12 protein-coding genes are annotated in these 14,337 nt (G+C 66.6%); 5 read left to right on the plus strand and 7 right to left on the minus strand.

Annotation, left to right across the window (positions count from 1 at the left end; genetic code table 11):
• Positions 1-6: 6 nt before the first annotated feature.
• Together ACJH6I_RS27960 and ACJH6I_RS27965 are read right to left on the minus strand one after the other, a co-directional pair.
• Positions 7-330, minus strand: coding sequence for a DUF488 domain-containing protein (locus ACJH6I_RS27960; protein WP_212807983.1), 324 nt, complete (start codon positions 328-330; stop codon positions 7-9).
• Complete coding sequence (locus ACJH6I_RS27965; protein WP_020103470.1) at positions 327-1,442, minus strand: TDT family transporter; 1,116 nt, start codon at positions 1,440-1,442, stop codon at positions 327-329. Before ACJH6I_RS27965 ends, ACJH6I_RS27960 begins: the two co-directional genes overlap by 4 nt.
• On the opposite strand from ACJH6I_RS27965, the gene ACJH6I_RS27970 reads away from it, so the two are divergent.
• Positions 1,441-2,406, plus strand: a complete 966-nt coding sequence (locus ACJH6I_RS27970) for a TIGR03564 family F420-dependent LLM class oxidoreductase (protein ID WP_212807984.1) — start codon at positions 1,441-1,443, stop codon at positions 2,404-2,406. The two genes, ACJH6I_RS27965 and ACJH6I_RS27970, sit on opposite strands and share 2 nt — an antisense overlap.
• 61 nt (positions 2,407-2,467) lie before the next feature.
• Positions 2,468-3,181 (plus strand): VIT family protein, encoded by a 714-nt coding sequence (locus tag ACJH6I_RS27975; RefSeq protein WP_212807985.1) that lies wholly within the window; start codon positions 2,468-2,470, stop codon positions 3,179-3,181.
• A 76-nt stretch (positions 3,182-3,257) separates the two neighbouring features.
• On the opposite strand, the gene phaZ is transcribed toward ACJH6I_RS27975, so the two are convergent.
• Genes phaZ through ACJH6I_RS27990 form a run of 3 tightly spaced genes read right to left on the minus strand, consistent with a single transcriptional unit; the run spans position 3,258 to position 7,259 of the window.
• A complete protein-coding gene (gene phaZ, locus ACJH6I_RS27980) occupies positions 3,258-4,073 on the minus strand; it encodes a poly(3-hydroxyalkanoate) depolymerase (RefSeq protein ID WP_212807987.1) in 816 nt (271 codons plus the stop codon).
• The gene (locus ACJH6I_RS27985; protein WP_406784930.1) at positions 4,070-5,755 is read right to left on the minus strand and encodes a PHA/PHB synthase family protein; all 1,686 of its coding nucleotides are present in this window, start codon (positions 5,753-5,755) and stop codon (positions 4,070-4,072) included. The genes phaZ and ACJH6I_RS27985 overlap by 4 nt, the downstream gene beginning before the upstream one ends.
• Position 5,756: 1 nt before the next feature.
• Entirely contained in the window at positions 5,757-7,259 is a 1,503-nt protein-coding gene (locus ACJH6I_RS27990; RefSeq protein ID WP_212807989.1) for a long-chain fatty acid--CoA ligase, read from the minus strand.
• Between the two features lie 108 nt (positions 7,260-7,367).
• On the opposite strand from ACJH6I_RS27990, the gene ACJH6I_RS27995 reads away from it, so the two are divergent.
• Positions 7,368-8,546 (plus strand): CdaR family transcriptional regulator, encoded by a 1,179-nt coding sequence (locus ACJH6I_RS27995; RefSeq protein ID WP_212807990.1) that lies wholly within the window; start codon positions 7,368-7,370, stop codon positions 8,544-8,546.
• A 232-nt stretch (positions 8,547-8,778) separates the two neighbouring features.
• Here ACJH6I_RS27995 and ACJH6I_RS28000 read toward each other — a convergent pair whose 3' ends face one another.
• Together ACJH6I_RS28000 and ACJH6I_RS28005 are read right to left on the minus strand one after the other, a co-directional pair.
• On the minus strand, positions 8,779-10,614 hold the full coding sequence (locus ACJH6I_RS28000) for an acyl-CoA dehydrogenase (protein ID WP_406784931.1): 1,836 nt from the start codon (positions 10,612-10,614) through the stop codon (positions 8,779-8,781).
• Positions 10,615-11,120: 506 nt separating this feature from the next.
• Complete coding sequence (locus tag ACJH6I_RS28005) at positions 11,121-11,339, minus strand: hypothetical protein (protein ID WP_135357714.1); 219 nt, start codon at positions 11,337-11,339, stop codon at positions 11,121-11,123.
• Positions 11,340-11,887: 548 nt separating this feature from the next.
• On the opposite strand from ACJH6I_RS28005, the gene gmd reads away from it, so the two are divergent.
• Positions 11,888-12,922, plus strand: a complete 1,035-nt coding sequence (gmd, locus tag ACJH6I_RS28010; RefSeq protein WP_406784932.1) for a GDP-mannose 4,6-dehydratase — start codon at positions 11,888-11,890, stop codon at positions 12,920-12,922.
• A complete protein-coding gene (locus ACJH6I_RS28015; RefSeq protein WP_135357712.1) occupies positions 12,919-13,887 on the plus strand; it encodes a GDP-L-fucose synthase in 969 nt (322 codons plus the stop codon). The genes gmd and ACJH6I_RS28015 overlap by 4 nt, the downstream gene beginning before the upstream one ends.
• Positions 13,888-14,337 lie beyond the last annotated feature (450 nt).

Genomic DNA, 14,337 nt, shown 5'->3' on the forward strand with positions numbered 1-14,337 from the left:
CGGGGTCTAGAGCAGCGCCGCGAGCACGGCGACGTGGCTGATCGAGACGTCCTTGGCCGAGGTGGTCAGGGTCACCGAACCCATCGATCGCAGCTTGGCCAGCTCCTCCGAGTCGGCCAACTCCGCCTGGTAGTCGGCGGCGAACTTGTCGAACTCGCCGGGATGCGCGTGGTACCACTTGCGCAGTTCGTTCGACGGTGCGACGTGCGGCATCCAAGTGCCGACCCGCGGGTCCTCCTTGGGAATTCCCCTGGGCCACAACCGGTCGACGGTCACCCGGGGCGGCTGGGCGGGATCAACCGGGTCGTACACCCGAGCAGTGTCGATCATTTCGGGTCCTTGTGGATGGCTGCCGGAGCAGGCGGTGGGGTGAACAGGCTGCCTCCGACACTGCCACGCAGCGTCCGTACCGCGACCAGCGCCCAGGTGCACAGCAGAAAGACGTACGCCACGACGGCGGCGACGCGGAACGCCGGCAGCCCGGTGTGTGCGGCGAGTTGCGACGTGCCGGTGACGAACGTGCCGACGGGGAAGGTCAGGCTCCACCACGTCAGTGCAAAGGGCATGCCGCGGCGCATGGTCCGCACCGTCAACGCGCTGGCCAGGCTGATCCACAGCACGGCGAAGCCCCACACCGGGACGCCGAACAGAACCGCGAAGATGTTCATGCCCGACGCCAGCTCCGGGCTGATGGCCGAGGCCGCCGCCGTGCCCAGCAGACCCGCGGCGGTGATGCCCTGCCCCAGCGGACCCAGCACGATCCAGAGTGTCGGCACGCGCGCCGATCCCGAGGTGCCGTAGTGCGCCAGCCGGCTCCAGATCATCGTGATGATGATCAGCGCTGCGATCAGCGACAGCCCGAACATCGCGAAGCAGCCGTAGAACATCGTGGTGCGGGCCGTGCCCGGTGGCAGGTGCGGCAGCAGCAGCGCGCCCGACGCCGCCGACACCATCGGCGGCACGACGGGCATCAGCCAACCACCGAACGCGGCGTCCGGCCCGACCTCCAGCTGCGTGAACATGAGGAACGGGATCGTCATCGCGGTGAACAGGCCGCCGATGGTGCCCGCGGTCCACAGAATCCAGTCGAGGTCGACGGCGAAACGCGTGCCGATCAGGTCCTTACCGATCAGCAGGGCCCCGAGGCCGACGGTCATCAGCGCCATCGGTGCGGCACCGTAGAAGTGCGTCATCTGCGGGTTGCGCACCTGGCTGCGCGCCACCGTGGGGTGACGCACCCACTGCACCGACACCGCGACGATCAGCAGCACGAGCAGGGCGGTGGCGATCACCCAGACGCCTTCGGCAAAGCCCCGGAGCCCCGGCAGATGCACCGGCAGCGACGCGGCCGCGGTGGCGACGATGCCCGTGCCCATCACCGAGGCGAACCAGTTGGGTCCGAAATATTGCAGCCGGGCAGTCTCTGGTCCGTCGGTCGTCATGGTTCGATACTCACAGGTGACCCAAACCGGCCTCAAGGAGCATCCCGTGCAGATCAGCATTTTCGGTTCGTTGAGTGGTCTCAAATCGCCCGTCGACGACACCGTCGCGTACCTCGCCCAGTTGCGTGACGAGGGATTTCGCCGGGCCTGGTTCGCCCAGATGCCTTACGAGCCGGACCTTCTCACGGTGCTCACGGTCGGCCTGCGTGAGGTCGACGGCATCGAGGTCGGCACCGGCGTGCTGCCCATCCAGAATCAGCTCCCGATGCTGTTGGCACAGCGGGCGCTGACCATCAGCCAGATGACGGGCGGCCGCCTGCTGCTCGGGCTCGGCATGACGCACCAGGCCGTCACCGAGGGCATGTGGGGTATCCCGTGGGACAAGCCGGTCCGCCGGCTCAACGAATACCTGGACGGCCTGTTGCCGCTGTTGAACGGCGAGAAGGCCGACGCCACCGGCGAGACGGTGACCACGCGCGGCGCGCTGATCATCCCCGGTGCCCCGACGCCGCCGGTGTACATCGCCGCGCTCGGACCGAAGCTGTTGCAGATCGCCGGACGCCGGTCGTCGGGCACCGTCACCTGGATGACCGGGCCGAAAACCCTTGCGGGCCACGTCGGTCCGACGTTGCGCCAAGCCGCTGCCGACGCCGGCCGCGCCGATGCGGTCCGCGTCGTCGCGGCCATTCCGGTTGCCGTGACCGACGACGTCGACAGCGCCCGCAAGCAGGCCGCCGAGCAGTTCGCCATCTACGGTCACCTGCCGTCGTACCGCGCCATGCTCGACCGTGAGGGCTACGCCGGCCCGGAGGACATCGCGATCATCGGCGACGAGCAGACGGTGCGCGACCGCCTGGCCGAATTGGAAGCCGCCGGGGTCGACGAATACGTCGGCGTGACATTCGACCCGTCGGCCGAAGGCCGGGCCCGCACCCGTGCGGTGCTCAAAAAACTGGAATCCTGAGCAGGTTTGGCAAGGCTTCATTGGCTGGCGGATCGCCGCGCGCCCGCATAGCGTTGCAGGAATGGCGATCTCGTCCCATGACGCCGAGCCCCACGCGGGTTCGGTTGCGTCGAAGCTGAACTGGTTGCGCGCCGGCGTACTCGGTGCCAATGACGGCATCGTGTCGACTGCCGGCATCGTCGTCGGTGTCGCGGCCGCGACGGCCGAGCGCGGGCCGATCTTCACCGCCGGTATGGCTGGTCTGGTGGCCGGCGCGATATCGATGGCGCTGGGCGAGTACGTGTCGGTGAGCTCGCAGCGCGACACCGAACAGGCCTTGCTGGCCAAGGAGAAGCGCGAGCTCAAGGAAGACCCGGCCGCCGAGCTCGATGAATTGGCCGGACTGTTGGAAGGGCGTGGTCTGTCGGTGTCGACGGCGCGGACCGCGGCCGAGGAACTGACCGACCACAACGCGTTCGCCGCGCACGCGGTCGTCGAGTTGGGCATCACGCCAGGCGATTTGGCCAACCCGTGGGCGGCCGCGTTCTCGTCGGCGGTGTCGTTCACCATCGGCGCGTTGTTGCCGTTGGTGGCGATCCTGCTGCCCCCGACGACGCTCCGTGTCCCGGTCACGATGTTCGCGGTGCTGCTGGCATTGGCGATCACCGGCGTGGTGTCGGCGCGACTCGGTGGGGCGCCGGTCGGAAAGGCCGTGGCCCGCAACGTCATCGGTGGTGCCCTCGCGCTGGGTGCCACCTACCTCGTCGGCCATCTGGTCGGCGGCGTCGTCGCCTGAGTTCGGCTCACCCTGCCGAGCAGACGCAAAACTGTCGCAAATCACGGGATTTTGACAGTTTTACGTCTGCTCGCGGTTAGGCGCGTTCCCCGGGCTCGTTGAGGAACTGTGCGATCACGGGCGCCAACTCGCCGGCATTGGTGATGAGGTCGACGTGCCCGCCGGAATGCAGATGCAGATGCGAGTGCGGCAGTAGAAAGTTCATGATGCGTGCGTTGGCCACCGGGATGATGGGGTCGTCGGTGCCCGCCACGATCAGGGTGTCCTGCCGGACCGCCGGCAGCGCGTGGATGCTCGTCCACACCGCGCCGGCCATCAGCTGGTGTACGTAGCCGATCTTCGAACCGGCGTGCAGCTGCTGCAGGAACAGCTTGGCGATGTCGTCGCCATGCTGCCGGACCGTGCCGCCGTACAGTTCCCCGGCGATCGAGGCGGCGTACGAAGCGTTCGAGAACCGTTTCGGCGTCACCATTTTCGCGAGCACCCGCGGGTGTCCGGGCACCATCACGGCGCCGGTTCCGGTGGCCACCAGCACCAGCCGTCGGCAGCGCCGGGGATTCTGGAAGGCGAACTGCTGCGCCAGCGCCCCACCCCACGACAGACCGAGGATGTCGACGACCGTGAACCCCAGTTTGTTCAGCAGCCGGCCCAGCACCCAGGCCAGGTAGGGAAAGCCATAGGGCGCGAACGACGTTGGTGACCCGCCGGTGCCGGGGACGTCGAACCGGATGACGGTACCCGGCATCTGCTCGACGAAGGGGTCGAGCACCTCCAGGCTGGCGCCGATGCCGTTGCAGAGCACCAGCGGAACCGCGCTCGGATCGGTGCCATGGTCGATGCGAACCCGCAGCCGCTGGCCGCCGACCGACACATACCGCTCGGTGACGGTCATTTCTGCAGCACGTACGTGCCGGGTGCGGGGCCGACGGCGATGAAGCCCTCGGCGCCCAGCGTCGTCGGGGCGTCGATGTCGTCGCCGCTGCGTTCGGCCAGCCACGCGACGTAGTCGGGCCACCAGGAGTCACTGGACTTTTCGGCCTCGGTCAGCCATTCCTCCGGTGTTCCATCGGTCACCTGGGCGATCCGGTACGACGCCTTCGGGTTCCCGGGCGGGTTGACCAGTGCCGCGATGTGGCCGCTGGTGGACAGCACGTAGCGATTGTCCTTGCTGCCCAACAACTTCGCGCTGCGGTAGGTGGCCTGCCACGGCGAGATGTGGTCGGCGATGCCGCCGATGACGTAGGCGTCGCACGTGATCTTGGAGAGGTCCACGGGCGTGCCGAGCATGCTCATCGCACCGGGCGTGACCAGTGAGTTGTGCAGGCCCATCAGCACCATGTCGCGGTGCAGCGCCGCCGCCATGCGGGTGGTGTCGGCGTTCCAGAACAAGACGTCGAACGCCGCCGGGCTACGGCCCTGCACGTAGTTGTTCACCCAGTAGCGCCACACCAGATCGGTCGGCCGCAGCCAGGCGAACATCTCGGCCATGGCCTTGCCGTCCAGATAGCCCTTCTTCGCCGAGGTCGCGATCGCCGCTTGGGCGGCCCGATCACTCATTGCGGCGGAAGCGAATCCGGCCCGGTCCTGATCCAGGACCGTCACCGCGAGGGTGAGGCTCGCAACTTTGTCGCCGTCGCCGGTCTCGGCCAGGTGCGCGGCCGTCATGGCGGTGATGATGCCGCCCGAGCAGCTCGCCATGACGTGGGCGCCGGCCGCGCCGGTGATGGCCCGCACCGCGTCGATGGCCTCGATGATCGCCGCCCCGTAGGCATTGATGTCCCAATCCTTGTGCCGGGCTTGCGGATTGCGCCACGAGATGGCGAACACCTGCTGGCCCTGCTGCACGAAGTACTCGATCATGCTGCGGCCGGGGGCGATGTCCATGATGTAGTACTTGTTGATCACCGGCGGCACCATCAGCAGCGGTACCGCGTGCACCGTCGGGGTCTGCGGCGCGTACTGGATCAGCTCGAACATCCGGGTCTGCAGCACCACAGCGCCCTTGGTGACGGCAACCGTCTCGCCCACGGTGTAAGCGTCGGGATCGACCATGGCCGGCACTCGCGGCGACGACATGATGTCGCGGGCAAAGGCTTTCAGGCCGCGGACGGCGCTGAGGCCGCCGGTGTCGATCATGGCTTTCCAGCCCAGCGGGCTGATCAATGGGTTGTTGGTGGGGGCCAGGCCTTCGATGGCGTTGTCGAACACGAACCGCATCTGGGCTTCGTCGCGCCAGTCCAGGTCGGCGTCGGCGAAGAGCTTCTCGGCGGTGTCCGACGCGGCCAGGTAGCCCTGCATGATGCGATGCAGTAGTGGGTTCTGTTGCCAGGCAACTTCACTGAAGCGTTTGTCGGCGCGTTGCGGGGCCCTGTCCGAGTCGCCGGTGGCGATGTCGCCGAGCTCGCGGGCCAGTTCCTTGCCGCGGTCGAGGACGGTGCCCGGCTGCTTGGCCAGGCTGACGGCCATCCGCGCCCAGGCCTGGTCGGGCATCATGCGGCGGGCAAACGGCTTGGTGGCGCTGGTGAGCAGCAGGTCCAGGGGTGCTGCCAGCTCATCGGGGTGCAGGGTTGCCATGTCAGTTGTCGCTTTCCGTTGTGGGGATGGTGATTTCGCGACGGAGCAGCTTCCCGGTCGGGCCCTTGGGCAGGTCGTCGAGGAACCAGATGCGTCGCGGATACTTGTAAGCGGCCACCTGGCTCTTGACGAACTCGCGGAGTTCGTCGGCGGCGACCTCGAGGCCCGGCTTGAGGCTGACGGCAGCGCCGACCTCCTCGCCGAGCGAGTCATGCGGGATGCCCACGACAGCCGCCTCGGCGACGGCCGGGTGGGTGTAGAGCACCTCTTCGATCTCGCGGGGGTAGACGTTGAAGCCGCCGCGGATGATGAGCGCCTTCTTGCGGTCGACGATGTAGTAGTAGCCGTCCTCGTCGGTGCGGGCGATGTCGCCGGTGGCGAACCAGCCGTCGGCGTTGATCGCTTTGGCGGTGGCCTCGGGCAGGTTCCAGTAGCCCTTCATGACGTTGTGCCCGCGGATCTCGATTTCGCCGGGCTCACCCTGCGGCACCTCGGCGCCGTCGTTGTCGACGATGCGCATCTCGACGCCCTCGACCGGGGTACCGATCGAACCGGGCTTGCGCGGGCGGTCCGGGTGGTTGAACGCCGCGACAGGCGACGTCTCGGACAGGCCGTAGCCCTCCAGCACCGGGCAGTCGAAGGTCTTCTCGAAGTCCTGCAGCACCTGTACCGGAATCGCGGCGCCGCCCGACACGGCGATCCGCAGCGTGTCCGTCGACGCCCCACCGGCCGCGGACAGGAGCGCCGAGTACATCGTCGGCACGCCCTCGAAGATGGTGACGCCGTCGCGCTCGATCAGCTCCAGCGTGCGGGCCGGATCGAAGCGGGGCAGCAGGCTGAGCGCCGCGCCTGCCAGCACCGCGGAGTTCAGGCCGCAGGTCAGGCCGAACACGTGGAACAGTGGCAGGCAGCCCATCACCACGTCGTCGGGTCCGATGTTCAGCAGCGTCCGCACGCACACGTCGGCGTTGCGGCCCAGGCCGCCGTGGGTCAGCTCGGCACCCTTGGGCTTGCCCGTCGTACCCGAGGTGTGGAGGACGACGGCGGTGTCGTCGTCCGCGCGCTCGACCGGCACCGGTTGGGCCGGGAGCCCGTCGATCAGCGCCACCAACCCGGCGTCGTCGACGACCCAGCAGCCCGCGCCGGCGGCCTCGGCGCCGGCCTGCGCCTCGCCGGCGAAGGCCGGTGGCGCGAACAGCGCCTTGGCCGTCGTGTTGGCGAGGTAGAACTCGATCTCCGGGGCCTTGAGCAGTGGGTTCATCGGCACTGCGACGGCGCCGGCGTACAGGATTCCGTAGAAGGCGGCAACGAAAGCCGGACCGTTCGGCAGCATGACGCCCACCCGGTCACCCGGCTCGATGCCGGCCTGCCGCAGCAGCGTCGCGACGCGGGCGGCGGCGTCGTCGAACTGGGCGTAGGTGTAGGTCTGGTCGTCGCAGCGGAGGGCGACGCTGTCGGGGCGACGGGTGCGGCTGGCGACGAGGTTCTGGGCGAGGTTGGTCATGCCTTCAAGCGTGATTCGGCGCGGCCCCAGAGGCGATGGTGGCGGGAACAACAGTGGCCACCGTCAAATGTGACCGGCCACAATCGGCGCCTCACCTAAGGTTGGCTGATGGCCGGGGTCGACGAGCACATGCGGGAACTCAGCCGGATCATGCTGACGCGTGTGGAGGCGCTCGGCGAGCAACTGGCCGACCGCATCTACAGCCGCATCGACGGCTACCGCGCCACCCCCGAGGCGCGCGACAATGTGCGCGAAAGTTGCGTCGCCAACATGACTTTCGTGTTCCACACGCTCTGCGGCGACGGCGAGGCGGACCTGTCGCCGGCGGAGGCGACCGGCCGGCAGCGGGCTGTCGAGGGGATTCCGCTGGCCGCGGTGATGACCGCCTATCGCATCGGTTTCCGGTTCATGTGGGAGAGCAGTGTCGCCGCGGCGCGGGAGGCCGGTATCCCGACCGAGTCCATCCTGGAGGCCAGCGCGCGCATCTTCCTGAGCCAGGACGAGTTCACGCAGGCGATGACCGGCGCGTACCGGGAGCAGCTCACCAGCCAGATCATGGACCGCGAAGAGGAGCGGTCGGCTCTGGTCGAGGCGGTGCTGCTCGGCCGCATCACCGACCACCAGAGCCTGTGGGAGGCGGCCGATCTGCTGGGCCTGCCGACGACGGGCCCGTATGTGGTTGCGGCGGCCGAGATTCCGGCCATCGGCAAGCTGGGGCTACCCGAGATCGCGAGCAAGCTCGCGGCCCGCGATATCCGGTCGGCCTGGCGTCTGCTGCCCGATCTGCAGGTCGGTGTCGTGCACCTGCGGCAGGACGCGACGTACGACGTGCTGGTCGAGGTGCTGCGCAAGATCGCGACGGCGCGCGTCGGCCTCAGCCCGGCGTTCACGAGCCTGGCGGAGACCGGTGAGGGCCTGCGCCTGGCCCGGCTGGCGGTGGCCGGCCGGCCGAGCCGAGACGGCTTCGTCTGCGCCTTCGACGACGCGCCACTGGCGTTCGCCGCCGTCAGTGCGCCGGAGGTGATGAACCGTATCGAGGAATCGGTGCTCGGCGGGCTGCGTGGGCTGCCCTCCGAGGAGCGGGCCGTGTTGTCCCAGACCTTCCAGGCGTGGCTCGACGCCGGCGGCTCCGCCAATGAAGCCGCCGCCGCAATCTTCTGTCATCCCAACACCATTCGGCACCGGCTGCATCGCATCGAGGAGCGGACGGGACGGTCCCTGTCCCGTCCCCGCGACGTCGCCGAGCTGTGCCTGGCCTTCGAGATCAGTCAGCGCCTGCCTGACTAGTTGCGTTGTCCGCCGCGAGTGTGCAGCCAGAGCGTCTGACGGCCCGGATCTGGGCGCTGTGCGCACGCTCGTGACGCCGGCTCCAGTTGGTTTTCGCGACTGTGCAGTGAGAGCCTCCGAGCGGCCGGATCTGCGCTCTACGCGCACACTCGAGGCATCAGCTCCCCGCCGCTGCGTCACACTCAAAAGAAAACGGCCCCCGACGAAGCGGGGGCCGTTCACTTTGCCTGGATCAGAAGGACGCTTCGTCCAGCTCCATGGCCTCGTTGTCGACGGACTCGATGACCGAGCGGACGCTGGTCAGCAGCGGCAGCATGTTCTTGGCGAAGAACGAAGCCGACGCGATCTTGCCCTCGTAGAACGCCCGGTCGTCGCCGGTGGCGCCCTCGTCGAGTGCCTTGATGGCAACCGCGGCCTGCTTCAGCAGCAGCCAGCCGATGACCAGGTCACCGACGGCCAGCAGGAAGCGCACCGAACCCAGACCCACCTTGTAGATGGACTTCGGGTCTTCCTGAGCGGCCATCAGGTAGCCGGTCAGCGTGGCGGCCATGCTCTGGACATCGCCCAGGGCGGTGGCGAGCAGCTCGCGCTCCGCCTTCAGGCGGCCGTTGCCGTCCTGGTTCTTGATCAGCTGCTCGATCTCGCCGGCGACGAACGCCAGGGCCTGGCCCTTGTCGCGGATGATCTTGCGGAAGAAGAAGTCCTGCGCCTGGATGGCGGTGGTGCCTTCGTACAGCGAGTCGATCTTGGCGTCACGGATGTACTGCTCGACCGGGTAGTCCTGCAGGAAGCCGGAACCACCGAAGGTCTGCAGCGACTCGGTCAGCTTCTCGTAGGCCCGCTCGGAGCCGACACCCTTGACGATCGGGAGCATGAGGTCGTTGACCTTGAAGGCCAGCTCGGCTTCCACACCGTGGACCAGCTTGGCAACCTCGGGGTCCTGGAACGTCGCGGTGTACAGGTACACGGCGCGCAGGCCCTCGGCGTAGGACTTCTGGGTCAGCAGTGCCCGGCGAACGTCGGGGTGGTGCATGATCGTGACGCGCGGAGCGGTCTTGTCCATCATCTGGGTCAGGTCGGCACCCTGGATGCGGCTCTTGGCGTACTCGAGAGCGTTCAGGTAGCCGGTCGACAGGGTCGCGATGGCCTTGGTGCCCACCATCATGCGGGCCTGCTCGATGACGTCGAACATCTGCGCAATGCCGTTGTGGACCTCGCCGACGAGCCAACCGACGGCGGGAACGCCGTGCTGGCCGAGCGACAGCTCACAGGTGGCCGAAACCTTCAGGCCCATCTTGTGCTCGACGTTGGTGACGAAGGCGCCGTTGCGCTCGCCGGGCTCACCGGTCTCGGGGTCGAAGTGGAACTTCGGCACGAAGAACAGCGACAGACCCTTGGTGCCCGGGCCGGCGCCCTCGGGGCGGGCCAGGACCAGGTGCATGATGTTTTCGAACAGGTCGTCCGAGTCGGCCGAGGTGATGAATCGCTTCACACCGTCGATGTGCCAGGTGCCGTCGGGCTGCTGGGTGGCCTTGGTGCGGCCGGCGCCCACGTCAGAACCGGCGTCCGGCTCGGTCAGCACCATGGTGGCGCCCCAGCCGCGCTCGGCAGCGAGGACGGCCCACTTCTTCTGCTCGTCGGTGCCGTTGTTGTAGAAGATTTCGCACATACCCGAGCCCATGGCGTACATGTAGGCGGCCGGGTTGGCGCCGAGGACGTGCTCGATGAGCGCCCACTGCAGCGCGCGGGGCATCGGCATGCCGCCGAGCTCTTCCTTCAGGCCGACCTTGTCCCAGCCGCCGTCGAGCAGAGCGCGCATCGACTTCTTGAAGGGCTCGGGCAGCTTGACGGTGTGGGTCGCGGGGTCGAAGACCGGCGGGTTGCGGTCGCCGTCGGCGAACGAATCGGCGATCGGGCCCTCAGCCAGGCGCGCGATCTCGTTGAGCATTTCACCGGCGGTGTCGGCGTCCAGGTCGGCGAACTTGCCTTCACCCATCGCCTTGTCTACGCCGAAGACCTCGAACAGGTTGAACACCTGGTCACGGACGTTGCTCTTGTAGTGGCCCACGATTTCTCCTCGATGAGATGGACTGTAGGGGTTGGGTACTCAGGGCTAAGTTACCCACCAGTAACTGGGGCTAACTATACCGCCGGGTAACTTCATCGCAAAGCAGTCAAGAGCAAATTTTTCGCAGCTAACCAACCCAGTGGTTGAACGGGGTGGTTCCGGCGCCGGTTTATGGCCGTTGACCTGCGGATTAGTGCGAATGTGATGTCCGCCACCGGAAACTCTTCACCATGGTGATGACGTGTCTGCTGAGTCCTGTGGGGTAGGTGTCGCGGGCCAACAGAAGCCGACTCGGGGCGTTTCGGTGGCCGCCAGAATGCTAATCGGCGGCGGCTGGACGGGTGGCTCTCGGACTGGAGCCCGACGTAGGGCGGGCTTGGTGGAGCTGGGGTATGCGCCGCTATCTGCGACGAAGTGCCGGAGGGCAGTGGAAAGCTGGTGCCAGGGCTGAACCAGTCAACAATGTCGACTGGCGCGCGTGCGGCCCGATGGGCGCTCGATCCAGCTCAGCGCGGTCCGGCGACGAGGACGAGGGTCGGGGTCGACTGCGCCGCGTGGCGCGTGGAGATCGAGTCGGGCCACCAGTCGGGCGTATCGAACCGCCTGCGCTCCATGGCGTCGGATCGAGCCTCGTAGTCAGCGATGGTGGCCGAAATGGTGCGAGCCGTGGAAAACCCTTTACCGGCGGCCAAGAGCAAGGACACCAGGACGACGATCCTCTTCACTGATGGCGCTCCTATAACCGTGTTCAGTAATTCAAAGCGGCTCGTGCAGTCCAGGTGGTGCGCCTGCGAACCAGCCGTCCGTCGAATCGCTCTCAGCTTAGCTGAAACTCGCGCCAGCAACCACCCGTTGACGCGTGGGCTTGGGAGTGCACTGCAAGGAGTCCTGTTCAAGCGCACCTTGCGGAGGTTCCGGTGGGGCGCTGACGGACCTGAAGTATGCGGGCGCAATGGCGTTTGGTACCGCTTGGTGTTTGCTGCGGGCAGCCGCAGCTAGTGGACCGCATGTGATTTCATCGAAGCCGACTTCGACTGCGCCTCCGCGCGCCGGGTCGGGCAACCAAGCCGATGAGGACCAGCGCCGCAGCCCCGGCAACACCCGCGCTCGCGGGCGGATTTCCGACCTGACGACAGTACCTACGGCAAGTATTTCCAATTTACGACTACGTCATTGACCAGTAGCTACGCTGCCAGTCCAGAGACCCGCAACCACCATCGATGCCGAGCCCGCGCACCGGCACGCGGTCGGAGACCGAGAGGGAAAGTCCAACGTGACGAAGAAGGCACTGATTACCGGTGTCACCGGGCAGGACGGTTCCTACCTGGCGGAACTGTTACTTCACAAAGGATATGAAGTCCACGGGCTGATCCGGCGGGCATCCACCTTCAATACCGGCCGTGTGGATCACCTGTACCGCGACCCACACGATCCCGACGCGCGCCTCTTCCTGCACTACGGAGACCTTACTGAAGGCAGCCGTCTGGCAACGTTGCTCCGCGACATTCGGCCGGACGAGGTCTACAACCTGGGGGCGCAGTCCCACGTGCGGGTGAGCTTCGACGACCCCGAATACACGGGCAACACGACCGGTCTCGGGTCGATGCGCCTCTTGGAAGCCGTTCGCAAAGTAGGCCTGGACTGCCGCTACTACCAGGCCTCCAGCTCGGAGATGTTCGGCGCTACACCGCCACCCCAGTGCGAGGAAACCCCTTTCTACCCGCGGTCACCGTACGGCGCTGCGAAGCTCTATTCCTATTGGGTGACCCGCAATTACCGCGAGGCGTACGGCATGTTCGCCGTCAACGGCATATTGTTCAACCACGAATCACCTCGCCGCGGTGAAACATTCGTCACCCGCAAGATCACCCGCGCGGTCGCGAACATCAAGGCTGGCAGGCAGCAGCACCTCTACCTCGGAAACATGGATGCGGTGCGCGACTGGGGTTACGCGCCAGAATTCGTCGAGGGCATGTGGCGAATGCTGCAGGCCGACGAGCCCGCGGATTTCGTCCTTGCCACCGGTACCGACTACACCGTGCGGGATTTCGTCGAGTTCGCATTCGCGCATGTCGGATTGGACTGGCAGGAGCATGTTCGGTTCGACGAGCGCTACCTGCGGCCCACCGAGGTGGATTCGCTGATCGGCTGCGCGGACAAAGCGCAGTTCGTGCTCGGCTGGAAGCCGAAGATCCTGACGCCGGAGCTCGCGCGGATCATGGTGGATGCCGACATCGAGTCTGTGGCGCACAGCGGCACTCCGTGGATCGACAAGGTTGAACTCGACGGCTGGGGGGCGCTTGAATGACGGGCGTGTTCACGCCGACCGCCCTAGATCTTGATGCGCCAGTATTTGTCGCGGGGCACCGCGGGCTCGTGGGCTCGGCGGTCTGGCGTGCACTCGACAGTCGTGGGTTCACGAACTTGATCGGGAAGCGTTCCGACGAACTCGACCTTCGCGATCGCGATTCGGTATTCGATTTCTTCACCGACACCGGCCCTCACCTCGTCATCCTCGCAGCGGCCAAGGTGGGTGGCATCCTCGCCAACAACACCTATCCGGTCGACTTCCTGTCCGACAACGTCCGCATCCAGGTCAACGTCTTGGACGCGGCCGCGGCGCGTCGCACGCCGAGGTTGTTGTTCCTGGGCTCTTCGTGCATCTATCCGCGGCTGGCGCCGCAACCCATCCGCGAGGACTCTCTGCTCACCGGGCCGCTCGAGGCAACGAACGACGCGTACGCGATCGCGAAGATCGCCGGCATCATCCAAGTGCAATCGGTGCGTCGGCAGTACGGGCTCCCATGGATATCGGCAATGCCGACGAATCTCTATGGGCCGCAAGACAATTTCTCGCCTCAGGGCTCGCACGTGCTGCCCGCGTTGATCCGTCGCTATGACGAGGCCGTGCGGAACGGCCTTACTGCGGTGACGAACTGGGGCAGTGGCTCACCGCGCCGGGAGTTCCTTCATGTCGACGACATGGCGTCGGCATGCCTGCATCTGCTGGAGAACTACGACGGCGCCCAGCAGGTGAATATCGGGACGGGGCAGGATTGCACGATCGCCGAAATTGCTGCGGTGGTCGCCGAGACTGTCGGCTACACCGGTGAAACCCATTGGGACACGACGAAGCCCGACGGTACGCCGCAGAAGCTGCTGGATGTCGGCTTGCTGCGCGATACCGGATGGACATCGAAGATCGGCCTTCGCTCGGGCATCGCATCCACCGTCGAGTGGTACCGCAGCCACCTGCAGGAGTTACGGACCTGACTACAGGCCGGCCCTACCGTCCGGCCTGTGCAAGTAGTGGTCCGGCCGCCGAGGCATGAGGCCGGACGGCGGCTTCTGTGCAGACCGCGGCTGCAAGCGGTCCGTCGGTGAAACGCCCGGCTTCCTCGGGTGCGCCGATCTTATGACCTTGTCATTCCAAGCCTGCGCATTGAGCGGCAAACCGCAGGTCAACGGAATTTCCCTAAAGGTCGGGACCTTGCTCTCGCCGGCGTCGGCCCGACGCTGAATTTATGTGTAACTGCTTCGGTCAAAATGGGTCGGCAAGCTGAAAAAGACGTTAAGGTCAGTAGCGTCGGTCGAGGAGGGTGCCCCTCCGAGCACGGGGGCTGTCAGTTCCGTAGGAAGGAGACAAGGGTCTGCTGCACGAATAGGTGACATCTGAGTTGGCTTGCCCAGCATGGGCGGGCTGGAAGGATGTCCCCATGGCAA

The sequence above is a fragment of the Mycobacterium sp. SMC-13 genome (assembly GCF_045311035.1).
GTDB lineage: Bacteria > Actinomycetota > Actinomycetes > Mycobacteriales > Mycobacteriaceae > Mycobacterium.